At 33.8% G+C, this 15,373-nt stretch carries 18 protein-coding genes and 1 pseudogene; 3 read left to right on the top strand and 16 right to left on the bottom strand.

The window, feature by feature from the left end:
* Positions 1–829 precede the first annotated feature (829 nt).
* The 4 genes from ACTF54_RS12095 to ACTF54_RS12080 all read right to left on the bottom strand — a co-directional run bounded on the left by ACTF54_RS12095 (position 830) and on the right by ACTF54_RS12080 (position 3,591).
* A complete protein-coding gene (locus ACTF54_RS12095) occupies positions 830–1,855 on the bottom strand; it encodes a hypothetical protein (RefSeq protein WP_438969452.1) in 1,026 nt (341 codons plus the stop codon).
* 302 nt (positions 1,856–2,157) lie between these two features.
* Complete coding sequence (locus tag ACTF54_RS12090) at positions 2,158–2,733, bottom strand: TIR domain-containing protein (RefSeq protein WP_438969451.1); 576 nt, start codon at positions 2,731–2,733, stop codon at positions 2,158–2,160.
* A gap of 1 nt (position 2,734) precedes the next feature.
* On the bottom strand, positions 2,735–3,145 hold the full coding sequence (locus ACTF54_RS12085) for a hypothetical protein (protein ID WP_438969450.1): 411 nt from the start codon (positions 3,143–3,145) through the stop codon (positions 2,735–2,737).
* The gene (locus ACTF54_RS12080; protein WP_438969449.1) at positions 3,130–3,591 is read right to left on the bottom strand and encodes a TIR domain-containing protein; all 462 of its coding nucleotides are present in this window, start codon (positions 3,589–3,591) and stop codon (positions 3,130–3,132) included. Before ACTF54_RS12080 ends, ACTF54_RS12085 begins: the two co-directional genes overlap by 16 nt.
* Before the next feature lie 500 nt (positions 3,592–4,091).
* On the opposite strand from ACTF54_RS12080, the gene murA reads away from it, so the two are divergent.
* A complete protein-coding gene (gene murA, locus ACTF54_RS12075) occupies positions 4,092–5,402 on the top strand; it encodes a UDP-N-acetylglucosamine 1-carboxyvinyltransferase (protein ID WP_347196601.1) in 1,311 nt (436 codons plus the stop codon).
* A gap of 249 nt (positions 5,403–5,651) precedes the next feature.
* Positions 5,652–6,263, top strand: coding sequence for a hypothetical protein (locus ACTF54_RS12070; protein ID WP_347196602.1), 612 nt, complete (start codon positions 5,652–5,654; stop codon positions 6,261–6,263).
* Positions 6,264–6,274: 11 nt separating this feature from the next.
* Here ACTF54_RS12070 and ACTF54_RS12065 read toward each other — a convergent pair whose 3' ends face one another.
* Genes ACTF54_RS12065 through ACTF54_RS12055 form a run of 3 tightly spaced genes read right to left on the bottom strand, consistent with a single transcriptional unit; the run spans position 6,275 to position 7,893 of the window.
* Entirely contained in the window at positions 6,275–6,859 is a 585-nt protein-coding gene (locus ACTF54_RS12065; protein ID WP_438969448.1) for a pseudouridine synthase, read from the bottom strand.
* Positions 6,860–6,902: 43 nt separating this feature from the next.
* A complete protein-coding gene (locus tag ACTF54_RS12060; RefSeq protein WP_347196604.1) occupies positions 6,903–7,256 on the bottom strand; it encodes a hypothetical protein in 354 nt (117 codons plus the stop codon).
* Between the two features lie 37 nt (positions 7,257–7,293).
* Complete coding sequence (locus ACTF54_RS12055; protein ID WP_347196605.1) at positions 7,294–7,893, bottom strand: CDP-alcohol phosphatidyltransferase family protein; 600 nt, start codon at positions 7,891–7,893, stop codon at positions 7,294–7,296.
* Positions 7,894–7,991: 98 nt separating this feature from the next.
* On the opposite strand from ACTF54_RS12055, the gene ACTF54_RS12050 reads away from it, so the two are divergent.
* Positions 7,992–8,954, top strand: coding sequence for a hypothetical protein (locus ACTF54_RS12050; protein WP_347196606.1), 963 nt, complete (start codon positions 7,992–7,994; stop codon positions 8,952–8,954).
* 5 nt (positions 8,955–8,959) lie between these two features.
* Here ACTF54_RS12050 and ACTF54_RS12045 read toward each other — a convergent pair whose 3' ends face one another.
* From ACTF54_RS12045 to ACTF54_RS12005, 9 genes and pseudogenes are all read right to left on the bottom strand, one after another.
* Positions 8,960–9,793, bottom strand: coding sequence for an alpha/beta fold hydrolase (locus ACTF54_RS12045; RefSeq protein WP_438969447.1), 834 nt, complete (start codon positions 9,791–9,793; stop codon positions 8,960–8,962).
* A gap of 99 nt (positions 9,794–9,892) precedes the next feature.
* Positions 9,893–10,330: a hypothetical protein gene (locus tag ACTF54_RS12040; protein ID WP_347203408.1), complete on the bottom strand. Its 438-nt coding sequence runs from the start codon at positions 10,328–10,330 to the stop codon at positions 9,893–9,895.
* 57 nt (positions 10,331–10,387) lie between these two features.
* The gene (locus tag ACTF54_RS12035; RefSeq protein ID WP_347196609.1) at positions 10,388–11,005 is read right to left on the bottom strand and encodes an L-threonylcarbamoyladenylate synthase; all 618 of its coding nucleotides are present in this window, start codon (positions 11,003–11,005) and stop codon (positions 10,388–10,390) included.
* A gap of 2 nt (positions 11,006–11,007) precedes the next feature.
* The gene (locus tag ACTF54_RS12030) at positions 11,008–11,325 is read right to left on the bottom strand and encodes a hypothetical protein (RefSeq protein ID WP_347196610.1); all 318 of its coding nucleotides are present in this window, start codon (positions 11,323–11,325) and stop codon (positions 11,008–11,010) included.
* Between the two features lie 32 nt (positions 11,326–11,357).
* A pseudogene (locus ACTF54_RS12025) lies at positions 11,358–11,522 on the bottom strand (HVA1 family protein); the annotation flags it as partial.
* A gap of 149 nt (positions 11,523–11,671) precedes the next feature.
* Positions 11,672–13,045 (bottom strand): aldehyde dehydrogenase, encoded by a 1,374-nt coding sequence (locus ACTF54_RS12020; protein ID WP_438969446.1) that lies wholly within the window; start codon positions 13,043–13,045, stop codon positions 11,672–11,674.
* Positions 13,046–13,047: 2 nt separating this feature from the next.
* Positions 13,048–13,953, bottom strand: a complete 906-nt coding sequence (locus ACTF54_RS12015) for an ABC transporter substrate-binding protein (RefSeq protein ID WP_438969445.1) — start codon at positions 13,951–13,953, stop codon at positions 13,048–13,050.
* A 184-nt stretch (positions 13,954–14,137) separates the two neighbouring features.
* Entirely contained in the window at positions 14,138–14,830 is a 693-nt protein-coding gene (locus ACTF54_RS12010; protein WP_347196613.1) for an RluA family pseudouridine synthase, read from the bottom strand.
* A 265-nt stretch (positions 14,831–15,095) separates the two neighbouring features.
* A complete protein-coding gene (locus ACTF54_RS12005; RefSeq protein ID WP_347196614.1) occupies positions 15,096–15,341 on the bottom strand; it encodes a ribbon-helix-helix domain-containing protein in 246 nt (81 codons plus the stop codon).
* Positions 15,342–15,373: the final 32 nt, after the last annotated feature.

Below are 15,373 nucleotides of genomic sequence, written 5' to 3'. Positions count from 1 at the left end.
TTATGATGATTCGTACAGAAGTTCTTTAGTGATAAAATAAAGTAGATTTTACTTGTTTTTTACCACAGTACTTTGTTATGCCATGTCAAATATTCTATCAATTTCGAATTATTCTTTTATAAAAATGACGATTAGATAAATAGTATAGATATCTAATCGTCAATTAAAACAATACTTCTAACTATATTATAGACATATGACATGAAGTAAAATTGACCAAATAATTATTGAAAACATACTTGAAATCAAAAATCTTTTAGTACTTCGGTTGAAATTTATAAGATAGGATAATATCCATAATACTACTAATGAGCTTCCTAAGATTAGGTTATTATTAAAAAGCAAAACACTAACATTCTGATTGGTCAAATTCGCATTAAAGATAAATCTATAATTACTTTCAACTAGGCTGTCTAGCGCTATACTCAAAGTACCTAAGATATCGAACAAAACTAAGATTAAAATAAGGTGATATAAATATCTCTTACTCTTATATTTCAATCTTAATATAATTTCCAGTCCATATAAGAGAAACTTTAAAACTAGCACCGTTAACCAATATGCTGAATGATCTAACAAATATTCGCGATCAAAAATACAACTATCAGCAAATAAAGTTAATTGTATTTCGTAACCAAAAAATAAGTATAATACATTGTTAACTATCAAGGAAACAATTAAATATATTGGATAACTTAATACAATTAAGATCCATTTATTGAAATTCATCCAATACAGTTTCTTTAGTTGCACCTTCATATAGATTTATTTCTACGGTTAATTCATCGAGTAAACCATGAAACTCATTATTAATTTTAATTTCTTTCAATTATAACAGGTAGTTTTTAAGAAAGGTAGCATCTGTACTTTCGAGTAAAACTGTGTTATTATTTCCATTTTGAATACGTTCTGAGACTTTTATTCCTATGCCTAAAGCTTCAATATTTTGTTTGAAATCTGTTTTAAATAAAAAGTCAATATTCCTTAGATAATCATTCAATTCATAATATATTTCTATATAACGTAAACCTTTACTTGATTTTTTTAAGAAGTTATCTCTAAAATCTCTCATGTAGACTAAATCAAAATCATCTTCTTGATATGAATTAACTGAAACTATCTCGTTACTTTTAATTGTCTCACATACCATTTCGTCTATAGATTTTCTACAATCTAATCCTCCAGGCGCACTAATTTTACAATTCAAATCAGAAGGTCCAGAACACATCATTCCACAAGGTGTTCCTCCGCCAACACTATCATAGAAGCCTACGTCCTGATGAGCATATTTAGCAAACAATGTTTGATTTAAAATTGTTCCGAAGTTTTCTTTTGGCAGGTCGTAATGATTTATATTATTCAAACTATAGTTTAGAACAGTGTTGTTTTGATCAGAGATATACAAATAAGATGAAATATTTTCAGAAACGTCTTTAGCTAGGAAGACGTATAATACCGGATCAATGGTCGAAGTAGCCTCGTATTTATGTTGAGTGACTAATTGACCCGTATTCACATCATATAATTGTTGAATCACTGAATTTGCAGATGAATGTGTTATTAATAAAAAGCCATACTCATTTTCGAAGGGATTTTCATAATTTATATTTTGGTCTGAATACATCACAACCTCCATATAAACATTATTATTATCTAAAATTATGTTGGGGAACTTCTCTGTCAATAATTGCTTTAAGTTGTTAGTTGTTGCAAATCCTTGATTAATATTTTCGGTAGATTTTGCGAAAACTTGATGATAATCCATATTTGACAATTCTACACTACTTATTTTCGAATTATCACTAGTACAAGAATAAATCATCAGCACTAATAAAATGGATATTATATTTTTCATTTTGCATTAATTGATATGGTTTAAAATTGGCTCTCTATTCGTTTAGAGCACTTTTTTCTAACGCTTACTCTTTTTAGGATTTTCACTTTCACATACTCCTTTTTAAATGGGATATTAGCCCTTTGGTAATTGTATTTTTGTTTTAATTTTTTTATTGATATAGCATAACGGTCTAGTATAAGAATAGTAGCGGATTTACACGCACTAACTTTTCAGTTAAACAAAGACCTTTTTTTATATTTACTTACTTTAGTTTTAGCGATTAAACCGCTATTATTTTTATACATTGTTAGCCACTGGCTTTATTTTGTCCATTTTGAGAAATTATTATATCCATCATCGTCATTCCAATCATAAACTGGATAATCCTCTGACAATCGGTAAATTTTATTTCTATATTTTTCATCCACTTTTTTCACAGAATAACCATCTAAATCAGGATACTTTATCCATTTTCCCTTTATATAGTCGTGTAAATTGATTTTCGTACCATCGTCAGAGAATGAATAGCCTAAAAAATAAAGTGGATTAGAACCTTTTGTTTTTGTTTTTCCATCTTTACCTTTTATACCATTTATGTGTACACCAAAAATATGATTTCCTACCTGCATACTTTTCATTATCTCGTAGCTTACCCATTTTCTATTGAAAGTATCTGAGCCAATTAGAACACAAGTATTTGAGGTGTTTTTTAGTGCTCCATTTATTAGTCTCTTTAATGCTAAATTACCTGTCTTCTTAGCTGACTCCCAAATTGAAGCATCAAAGAAGCCTGCTGATTTTCTATCAGGTTTAGATACCCAATGATTTCTTACGACATTAGCTCTAAAATCAATAACATCTTGATAGTGAAAACTAAAAAATACTCTTTTTGCCATATTAATTGATTATAAACATTACCACAAGTGTAATTGCGATTAGGGTTCCATAAAAGATTATTTGAGTAATCGAAAATGTACTCGAAATCCAACTATTTTTATTGTTGTTTGTTATCGTTGCATTCATATTAAAATCAATCTCGTTTTCATTTTTCAGTCGAATTAGATTATACAAGTCCCTATATTTTCTTTCTTGTGATAAATAATAACCGTCTAAAAGCCAAAAAAGCGGTGTCGAAATGTAGGTAATCAGCACATAATCTATATTTGTGTCTTTGGCTGCAAATGCGAATAATGCTGCTACAAGTGTTACTGACCAACCTCTTAGTAAAAATGAATTTACATTCATTCGAGTTATTACAAGTTGTATAAATTCTAAATGTTTAATTTTATTTTCTATTCTCTCAGCCATTGTTCAAGTGTTTTAAAAGTTCGAGAGCCATCGTTTTGTGGTGGATAAAGTACATAATATCCTTCTGGTATAATTCCTCCTGCGTTGTTTCTTGAATTACCATTTTGATATTCGATAGAAGGATAAATTTGAAGGTATTCATTTCCGGCCCAATGTCCATTATTATCGGCAAGTCCTAAGATAGCTATGTTATCATTTGGTAATTTGTAAATGTCGCCTATTCCAACTTCCCAGTTACACCATTTTGAGTTAACAGCTCTATTTGTAGCTAAAAGAACAAATTTTTCATTTTCTCGAATTTTAGATTTAATTCTAATTGCGGTCGTTCCGTTTGTTTTTTCTGGCATTGTACTGTCCATCCAATCCACGTAAATACTGATTCCTAAATTTTCAAAAAAGATTTTTGCTTGTTCAATTTTTGCTTTGTCTTGATGGGAATGAGACAAAAAAATACTCGTTGTTGATGTTGATTTAGAAAAAGTCCTCGTTTCGTTGACGTAACCACTCAAACCACTACTTGATTTTTGGTTCGCTATATTCCTAAATTGTGATTCTGTTATTATTGGCATATGCTTGGTTTCGGCTTGTGGCTAACTCGTTATATAATCCCAAACGTACACTTTATCCAATATCAATTACCGGGATAAAAGCACATTCAACTGACCATTCCACCACCTAAATGACAAACTCAAAACTTACTTGATTCTTATGAAAAACCATAAAAAGAAGCATTACAGCTGCGAAATGATTCCTTAAATTTAGATCAAATAATTTAACAAATGTGATGTTACTTACTGATTCTTTAAAAATTAACAATAAATACCCATTAGTGGGTAGAAAAAAAACAGCTCAAATTCCTGTTCATTACTTGTGAATACTTCCCATAAGATTGCTTTACAAACCACTCCAAGTTCTTTATTTTTAAAAATTACAATTAAAATTATTCATGGGAACATTTATCATAGAAGGTGGACATCAATTAAAAGGAGAAATCCAACCTCAAGGTGCTAAAAATGAAGCACTTCAAATACTTTGTGCAGTCTTATTAACCGACCAGCCAGTAGAAATCAATAACGTTCCTGACATTATAGATGTCAATAAATTGATCGCTTTACTCAATAATCTAGGTGTTAAAGTGACTAAAAACGGTAAAGAATCCTACACTTTTCAAGCCGATAATATCAATCTGGACTGGTTACAGTCTGAAGAATATAAAATCCAAGGTCGTGGTTTGCGTGGTTCCATCATGTTAGTTGGTCCTTTATTGGCTCGTTTTGGTAAAGGATATATTCCACGTCCTGGTGGTGATAAAATCGGTCGTCGTCGTCTGGACACGCACTTTGAAGGTTTTATCAAACTAGGTGCAAAATTCAGGTACAATAAAGAAGAATATTTTTACGGTGTAGAAGCTGACGAGCTTCATGGCGCTTATATGCTACTTGATGAAGCATCAGTAACAGGAACAGCAAATATTGTGATGGCAGCGGTTCTTGCCAAAGGAAAAACAACCATTTACAACGCTGCTTGCGAGCCGTATTTACAGCAATTGTGTAACATGCTGGTGCGCATGGGCGCTAACATTTCTGGAATAGGTTCTAATATGTTGATCATAGAAGGAGTAGAAAAATTGGGTGGTACCACGCACCGCATTCTGCCAGATATGATTGAGATAGGTAGCTGGATCGGTCTTGCTGCCATGACCAAATCTGAAGTGACGATTAAAAATGTTGCTTATGACGAGTTAGGAATTATCCCAGCAACTTTTAGAAAATTAGGAATCACTATCGAGCGTCAGGGCGATGATATTTTTATTCCTGCGCATACCGATGGTTATGAGATCCAGAATTATATAGACGGTTCTATTCTTACCATTTCTGACGCGCCATGGCCAGGTTTCACACCAGATTTATTGAGTATCGTTTTAGTGGTGGCAACGCAGGCTAGAGGTAGTGTGTTGATTCACCAAAAGATGTTTGAAAGCCGCCTGTTTTTCGTTGATAAACTGATCGATATGGGCGCCAAAATTATTCTTTGTGATCCGCATAGAGCGAGTGTGATCGGTCATGATTTTACTTCAAAATTAAAAGCAACTACCATGACCAGTCCCGACATACGCGCCGGAATCTCGTTGTTGATCGCTGCTTTGAGTGCCAAAGGTACCAGCACCATCCACAACATTGAGCAAATAGACCGTGGTTATCAAAACATAGACACGCGTTTACAGGCGATAGGAGCAAAGATCACTCGTTTAGACTAAGTTTTTTAGGGATCCGCTTTCGCGAAAGCGAGATCTTTATAATAAGAATACATTAAAAAACATCTGTACTTATGAATTCATAACTGCAGGTGTTTTTTTATGGAGTGTTTCAAAGAACACCTATAATTTCAAGAAGTATTCTTCAATGAAAGCTTTTCTGACTGAAAACGACCCATTTATAACAAAACCTTTAACTAAAAATAACTTCTTTGTGATCACTTTAGGCAAGGAATTTGATAACTTGCAGGTATGAAAAAGCTATTCCTTATTATATTAATTCTTTCGGCAGGTGTTTCTTTTGGTCAGGAAATCCCAAGTACAACTCCTAGAACCATAGAACCAGTCCCACAAACAAAAAGTGGCGGCTCTATGTTATTCCCTGAAAAAACGGAAACCAAAACCTATACCAGACCTAAAAAAAATAATGAGATCAAAATGCGCATGGAAACCGACCTAGTCGATCCAGGCATTAAGTACAAAAAACAAAAATTTAAAAAAGACGCTCCTGTAGGCGCTGGTTTTAGAAGTGATACGTTTTTAGGCGAGATAAGAACTGGAGAGAAGATATTACGTTTGGTATGTAGAGATCATCAATTTGAAGATGGTGATATGGTTCGTATCTGGCAAGATGATAAGATTTTAGTAGATAAAATCTATCTAAGAAATGTGTATCAAGGTGTAGGAATCGCTCTTAAAGATGGTTTTAATAAATTAGAAGTAGAAGCTCTTAATCAAGGAACTTCTGGTCCCAATACTGCCGAGTTTAAGGTAATGGATTCTAAAGGCAAAGTAGTACAACAAAACGTCTGGAACCTTGCTGCTGGTGTAAAAGCTACTTTGATTATCTTAAAGAATGAGTAGTATAAACGAGATTATTTTTCTTCCATAAGTGTAGTGATCTCGTTTGCAGTTTTAGCATTTAAATTTTCCAAAGTAAAATTACCTATACGTACACGAGCCAGTCGCAATACGGGAAAACCAACGGCGGCACACATTTTACGTACCTGTCTGAATTTCCCTTCTTTTAAGGTGACAGAAACCCAGGAAGTAGGACCGTGACGCTCATCTCTAATGCGTTGCTGCGTTGCTGGTAGATCAGGGATGCCTTCTATAATGCGCGCTTTACATTCTTTGGTTTGATATAATTTACCATTGATACTGATCTCTATTCCAGAAGTCATTTTTTGTACCGCTTCTTCGGTAATCATACCATCTACTTGAGCGTAGTACTCTTTTTCTACTTTTCCTTTTTTATTGATATGGCTGCTCAACTGTCCATCGGTGGTGATGAGTAGTAAGCCTTCACTGGTTTCGTCCAGTCTTCCTACTGCCATGCTGCCATCAGGAAAGTCGTGTAAATCACCTAAGAACTTCTTGTTTTTTTGATGCCTATCGTTCGTCTTGAACTGACTGAGCATTTTATAGGGTTTATAAATTAAAAAGTGTCGGTGACTCATGTGGCAAAGGTCATGAAATCAAACCTAATAGAAAGAGTATTATTCAAAATAAATCCCTCATAATATTTTTAGGAATCGCCAGTTCTTGCTCCTTCATAGCAATAGGAATACGCACGAGCTTTAATAACTCAAGTCCCGATTCTGTGAATACTTTTCTTAATTCTTCAATCTTTGAATTGGTAAGCTGTATACTTAATATGGAACTTTTTCCTTTAGTCACATGTTTAGGAATCAGTGAGAGCAATTGCTGCTTTCTGTTTTTACATAGATCTTCTAATTGTAAATCTAGATAGGTGTTGCCCAAATTGTTTTTCAATGCCAGCCATAATGTAGTAAATGTTGCTGTGCATACTTTTTGATCGATAACAGCATAATATTGTTGAATCAAATTTTTCATAATTGGTGTTTTAGTTCATTTTATAATGAAACGGTGGTTATCCGTTTAATAAATCATTTCTTTTAAAAGCAATTCCTTTTCTAATCAAATAGGCATGATACGTACTAGGAATATCGTGTGTCCATTTAGGAAGAATTAATGTGATTAAAATTCTATCTATGTGGGACACCAGTCCCAAGACTATTGCCACTGTAAATGGAATCCCAGCATGATTAAAGCCTATCAAAGAGGTAAAAGCTATCAATAAGCTGATTCCCCATAATTTTGAAAGAAACGCATGTGTACAAGTTTCTTTTTTAAACTTGACCAGACTTATTACATAACAAGCCACTTCCATAGCCAGTATTGCATATATAGAAACGTCATGATTTGCGATCAATTGTGGATAAAAGAAATAAGTTGTAAACCCTATAGAAAGCCAAAACACCATATCGGTCTGACTGTCCATTCTTCTTAATCGCGCACTAGAAATACCTTGTTTGCGAGCCACAATTCCATCAAGAATATCAGATATCAAACCTAGATACATCAGGATAACGATCGCAATCTTTACATCATTACCTACAAAATAGGTGAGACCTAAAATGATAGGAGCTAATAGTAATCGAAATAGTATCAAGCCTTTTGGAATATTCATTATTTTGTTTTTAAGTACGACCAAATCTATTCTGTTTCAAAATAAATGATTTGCGTTAACTAAGGTTTTCGTACTTTTATTTTTGTGAAAAATGCAAAATGAATAAACAAGAGCTTGTAATTGAACGCTTTCGCGAAAGCGTAACAAATCCAACATCTTTTATACAACGAGTGGCAGATGTCTTAGAAATAAGCTATGACGCGGCCTACCGTCGTATTCAAGGAAAAGCAAAACTGACTATAGATGAAGCGATGTTACTAGCAAAAGAAGGTCAGTTCTCTCTGGATAATATACTCGTGGAAGATCTGAAATTAAGCGCATTAGGTGAAGCGACCACACATGTGAATTCTGTAAAAAGTATGGAGTTTTATCTTGCAGAAACCGTAAAAAACTTGTCCCAACTAGGGAAAAATGGGGTAAGATTTGAATACAGTGCTAAAGATATTCCTGTGTATCATCATTTTGATAATAGCGAGCTTTCTAGATTTAAAATCTATGTATGGTTGCAATTAATGGACCCTAGTTTCAGTGATACTAGGTATGAAAATTTTCATTTGACGCTAGAATTGAAAGCTTATATGAAAGAGGTTGATGAGTTGATCAGCCGTTTTGAAGTTTGTGAAATATGGAACGACACTACGGTAAGTAGTAGTTTGAGACAAATCGATTATTTTCTATCGGCTGGATTATTACCTCTAGAAGATGCTAGAGTTTTATGTCAAGACATTAAAAAACTAGTCCAACAAAAGCAAAAAGACCTACAAACAGATCGCTATGATATTCATTATCACGAGTTATTAATCATGACTAATAATTCTATTGCCTATAAACATGGTCAACCTGTTGCTGGATTTGTGACTATGACTATGTTGGGTTATATCAAGTTTACTGCCAGCAATATGTTGGGACGTATTCAAGGTTATTTTAAACACCAGTTAAAACAATCTACCTCTTTAAGCAATGCATCGACAAAAGAGAGAGCAAGGTTTTTTAATAAAATAGAGCAAAAAATAAACGCCCTAGAAAAATCTCTAGAGCGTTATGAGGTATTGGACTTTTAAAAATCTTATTTGATAAAATCCAAAATCAACTTATTTAATTCTTCTTTATGAGTCAAATACAACCCATGAGGTGCGTCTTTGATCATCTCCAGTTTTGAACCCTTAACAATCTCATGACCTTGTTTTGAGCTAGGTTCTACAGGAACAATATTATCTGCATCACCGTGAATGAATAGAGTAGGAATGTCGATTTTTTCTAAAGCCTTTCTCAAATCTGTTCTACCGAAGGCGTTGATACAATCTAAAGTTCCCTTTGGGCTTGCATTTGCAGCAATGTTGAAATTATAATCTAGTTGACCTTTGGAAACACGGTTTTTATTGTCTTCATAATTTACAAAACCTTCACCGAAACCTTTTAAGAATCCTGCGCGATCCTTTCTCACGTTTTCTTCCATTCCTTTAAAGACTTCATCTGGTGCACCATTAGGATTATCATCTGTTTTTAACAAATAAGGAGCAATAGAACTAATGAATATAAATTTACTTACTCTACTGGTTCCAAATGTGCCTGCATATTGAGCAAGCTCGCCGCCACCCATTGAAAAACCTGCAAGAATAACATCCTGTAAGTCTAGTTTTTTAATGAGATCTTGTAAATCTTCTGTCATGGTATTGTAATCATAACCAGTATAAGGTCTTGAGGAACGACCAAAACCTCTGCGATCATAAGTAATCACACGATAGCCAGCATCGATTAACGCAGGAACTTGATATTCCCACATCGCACCGCTTAATGGCCATCCATGAATTAAAATAATAGGCTGACCGCTTCCATGATCTTCAAAATATATATCTACATCTACCGCTTTTTGCGCGGTCGTTTTTTCTAAATAAGGCATTTTTTTAGTTTTATGATTTGTTTTAAAGTTACAGAAAAGCAATTAGTAGCGTGATAAAAAATTGTGAAATAGGAAAGTTTTGGGAAATCTGGCTCTTTACTAATTGACTTGTTTCATCTCTCTTGTATTTGTAAAACTTTTAATCTTTACTATTGCTATTGTTATGAAAACCAGAACTAAAGCAATAATTAAGATATAATTTAAATTAATATAAAAGTCATTATTTTGAATATCGTATTTTGTATAGTCTCTATTTTGCATAGTTGGTAATGCTTTATACATCTTTCCTTTTATAAATGTGAACATGTATAAGAAATATATGATAGCGAGATTAACATAGATTCCTTTAAAAGAAGAGAATTTTTTCCAACTAAGCACTAATAAAATTGTACCAAGACTAAAACTAAAAACAGACCAGATGTTGAATAACTGTTCAACACTGACCACATAATAAGTGTCGTGAATGTTGAATAAAAAATTAGGTGGTACTAATTGTAAGCCTGATTGATCACCATAAAAGAAGGTGATCATACTCATAACGATAAAAAGTATGCTGATAAAAAACTCCGTTTTGTAAAAACGAGTAAGCATCTTTTACAATTCTATAGATCCTTTTCCTTCTCTGACTAGAACAGGCTCATCACCAGTAAGGTCGATAATAGTGGATCCTATGTTACCACCGTAACCACCATCAATGACAAAGTCTACTAAGTTGTCCCATTTCTCAACAATAAGACTTGGGTCTGTAGTGTATTCAATTACCTCATCTTCATCTTTAATAGAAGTAGAGATAATAGGATTGCCTAATAATTTAACCAATTCGACAGCTATTTTATTATCCGGCACACGTATACCAACGGTTTTCTTTTTCTTAAAAACAGATGGTAGATTGTTGTTACTAGGTAAGATAAAAGTATAAGGACCAGGAAGATTGCGTTTAAGGATTTTAAACGTATGAGAATCTATCTGACTTACATAATCACTTAAATTACTCAAATCTTCACAAATAAAAGAGAAGTTTGCTTTTTCCAGTTTTACACCTTTAATTCTAGCAATTTTCTCTAAAGCATTTTTGTTGGTAATATCACAACCTAATCCATAAACCGTATCAGTAGGGTAAATTACTAAAGCACCATCACGCATGGCATTTGCAATGCGCTTTAATTCCCTAGGGTTAGGGTTATCATCGTATATTTTAATTAACTCTGCCATAATTAATATTGTGGATTAAGTAACGACTTGATAGGGATCCATAAGAATGCTAATGCGATAAGCGCAATAATCAACTTTACCCAAAATTTAAGATTGCTATTACCAGAGTCTGGAACAATTTCATACCTATGTTTACCATTGCGATCTATTTTAATGGAAACTTGATTTCTAGTAGAATCAGAATCTGCTTTTTGATTTTTCAAAAACCAAAAATACACCGCTGCCAAAATACCTGTTGCAATCAACGCAAATAGTGTGACGTTAGAACCAGTTTGTAGTAATTGTTGAGATATGGATAAGGATTCGTTCAAAATAGTCATTTAGGTGTTATAAAGTTAAGGATTAAAATCCATTAATCGGTGCGTTCTGCTTCGCATTCTAATTTTAAAACACTGCTACCGTCTTCTTGTTTTATATACAGCGCTTTATTTCCTTCTTCGCCATCACGAGTAACTTCATTTCCGTCTATGGTTCTGGTTACTTTTTTAGTAAAAGTAGATTGTACTTTTCCTTCTGCAGTTCCATTTCCTCATTCCCATTTAACATGGGTTCCTTCTTTGATCATGATTTTTTATATAAAGATAATTCTGGTTTCGCTTTCGCGAAAGCTTGCTAACAACATCTTAACGACACATTAGGAGTATTTTAGTAAACCACATAGAAAGTTTACACCCATTTCATCAATTTTTTGATTTTACTCAATTTATGACCGTAAGGAGCATATTTTACTGGTAAATCGATCCATGTACCACGATGTACAACGCTCTTATAATGAGAAAATGTTTCAAAAGTTTTCTGACCATGATAAGATCCAATACCGCTATTTCCCACACCGCCAAAAGGAAGTCGATCATTTACAAACTGAACAATAGCATCATTGATAACGCCACCACCAAAAGAAAAACGATCGATAAACCAATCCTCAAACTTTGAATCGCCAGTAAAACAATAGCCACCCAAAGGCTTTTCATAGCTATTGATCCACTTTTCAAGATCTTCTTTTGAAGAATAGCTAATAACCGGTAGGATAGGACCAAATATTTCATTTTCCATGACTTTTGAATCGCGTGTAGGCTCATCTAACAGTGTAGGAGCAATGTATAACGATTCTCTTTCATGCTGTCCACCTTGTAAAACAGATTCGTTCTCTAGCATTTCTACCAATTTATCAAAATGCTCGTTTCTAATGATTCTTGGAAAATCTGAAGAGTCTTTTACCACTTCTCCAAAGAAATTATGAATTTGGAGTTTGATCTCTTTAATTAATTGGTCTTTGATATCTTTATGAACGAGTAGATAATCCGGAGCTATACAGGTCTGACCAGCATTTAAAAATTTAGACCATACAATACGTTTTGCTGTTACTTTGATATTAGCGCTTTCATGCACCACACATGGATTTTTACCACCTAGTTCTAGGGTTACAGGCGTTAAATGTTTTGCTGCTGCTTGATAAATCTTTTTACCTACACCAGGACTTCCTGTGAAGAAAATATAATGCCACTTTAGAGCTGTTAACTTTTGAGCTATTTCTGCATCTCCAAGAGCTACGGAAACATGTTCTTTTTCAAAAGCTTCTTCAATGATTTCTTGCAATAATTTACCAGTATGATTAGAAAACTCGCTAGGTTTTAAAACTACTGTATTTCCTGCTGCGACAGCACCTATTAATGGAGCAAGAGCCAGTTGAAAAGGATAGTTCCATGGTGAAATTAAGAGTACATTTCCATAAGGTTCTGGATATCTTCTTGCCTTAGAGGGAAAGTTGAGCATAGAGGATTTAACCTTCTTAGGTTCAGACCATTTACTTGTTTTATAAATATATTTTTTAAGCTCTCCAATAATCACATTATATTCCGTCAGAAAAGCTTCAAATTCGCTTTTTCCTAAATCTGCTGCAAGAGCTTTATACACATCTTGCTCACGACTTTCTACGACCTTTTTGAGTCGTTGAAGACTTTCTACACGGTATTTTACTGCTTGAGTTTTACGAGTTTTAAAAAAGTCTTGATGCGTCTTGTGAAGCGTTTCTATATTCATAATTACAGTAATTCGTTAGTAAAAAGAGAGCTAGATTTTAAATGATGCTGCTCTAGTTTTAGGTCTTGTAGCCAGTTTAAGAATTCTTTGATACCATCTGGATTCATTTTACCCCAATGCTCTTGTTCTCCTAAAACGGCACAAGTCAATTCTATAGTTTTCTTAAGATTCATTTTTTTATCTTTCTCAGGAACTAAGCTTTTTAGAATTTCTGCAGCTTTTGAAGGATTTTCTAGTGCATAAAAGAAACCTTTTTTTGTTGCACTCAGAAAAGCCTTTAATTCATTTTCTTTGTCCGCAGCCATTCTTTGCGAACAAGCAATAACAGGAGAATAAGAATATGGAATGCCGTAATCCTTTAACTTAAAGTATTTTAATGACATATTATTGTCTTCTGCCTGCACGGCTTCCCAATTGGTAAAAATCCATGTAGATTCTATTTCACCATTTTCAATAGCTTCCCAAATCTTTAATTTATCTGGATAAACACATTTCAGCATTCCGTTTCCGCCATCGTTTTTAATCATTTGCTTTACAATCGCATCTTCATAGCGCGCATCATAAGAAGCATAAGTGGTATGATCCAGATCCTTAGGTGATTGAATTCCTCTATTTGTTTTACAAACAATCGCGCTTAAGTCTTCTTGAAAAAGAGCTGCAATCGCAATGAGATCAAAAGGTTTTGACTTAGTTTGGTAGCTCATGATGCTTTCTAATGGGCATAATGCCATATCTACGTCTCCTAATTCTACTTTTTTTGCAGGTGTAACTGCATAATTATCTAGTGTAGGATCTATAACCTTCACCTCGAGGTTTTTCTCATTATAATAACCTAGCTTTTTTGCTATGAAGAAACCTATATGATTTGCATTAGGCGTCCAGTCTAGCGCAATTTTTAAATGATTCATCTTATTCTATTTGACCTCTAAAATACAATATGCCTTAGTTTTCTAGAGCAAATATTTTGTTAGAAAAGTTGTTCGGACAGAATTTATAATTAAATCAATGAAGTAAGTATTAGGTTCTCGCTTTCGCGAAAGCATCACAGAAAAATAAAATACAGGTATTTAACAAGAAAAAGTCAAAGTGCACTTATCGAGTGGCTGCTTTCCACAAAGCATCATTTTCATTTACTGGAGCAATAATTACAACCGGTTCTTTCTTTACAGGATGCACAAACTCTAAAGATCTTGCATGAAGATGGATGCTGGCGTCTTTATTACTGCGTTTTGCACCGTATTTCAAATCACCTTTAATCACACAGCCTATTTTAGATAACTGAGACCTGATTTGATGGTGCCTTCCTGTTTCTAACTTTATTTCAAGTAACGTATAGCGATCTAACTCTTTTAAAACAGAATAGGAGAGAGCAGCCTTTTTAGAATTAGGCACTTCATGATCGTGCGCATAGCTTTTGTTTTGCTTAGGATTGCGAACTAAATAATGTTCTAAACGCGCCTTTTTTTGTGGTGCTTTTCCTTCTACAATTGCCCAATACGTTTTACTAGTTTCATGATCTGCAAAGAGTTTGTTCATTCTAGGCAATGCCTTTGAGGTACGAGCAAACACAACCACGCCACTGGTTGGTCTGTCTAATCGATGTATAACGCCTAGATAAACAGCTCCTGGCTTATCGTATTTTTTTGCTATGTAATCTTTTAAAAGATCTGGTAGAATGGTATCTCCAGTTTTATCTCCTTGTACAAGATCGCCAGATTGCTTGTTGATGGCAATTAAGTGGTTGTCTTCAAAGAGGATTCTATTGGTAATGTTATGTTTATTCAAAGTTTCGAAAGTCTTGAGAACCGATAATAGTGCTTATTTCTACATAATCGGTCATAATTCTATAGTAAATGACATCAGAGCCGCAAACGCATTTGTGATAATTAATTCTAATATCACCTGCTACTTGAAATGAATAGGGATTTCGGGCAATGGCGTCAAAATATTCGTTCAGTTTGTGGTAGTACGTTCAGCTTGCTGTACTCCAAATCGATGGACACCGTAATCATATATTCTAATGATATCATCCTCTGCAATTGTTGTCAGCTTATAACTTAACATTTGCTCTAGTTCTCGCTATTTCTAAAATTTCTTCTTTTGTTTTTGTTGAAATTCCACTTTTCTCAGCTTTCTCAAGCTTCATTCTAATGTAGTCAATTTCTGCTCGTTGATTTCTAGCCTGTCTAATAAGGTCATTAACCACTTCGCTTTTGCTAGAATACTCCTTACTAGCAACTTGAGACTTTAGCCATTCATCATTTGGTTCGGTAAAGGAGATACTTTGTCTAGACATAATAATTGATTTGGTGTAAATATACACCAAAG

It is taken from the genome of Nonlabens sp., from assembly GCF_965657255.1.
Taxonomy (GTDB): Bacteria; Bacteroidota; Bacteroidia; order Flavobacteriales; family Flavobacteriaceae; genus Nonlabens.
Note: the sequence above shows the minus strand (reverse complement) of the source record. Positions and strands in the feature narration are given on the sequence as shown.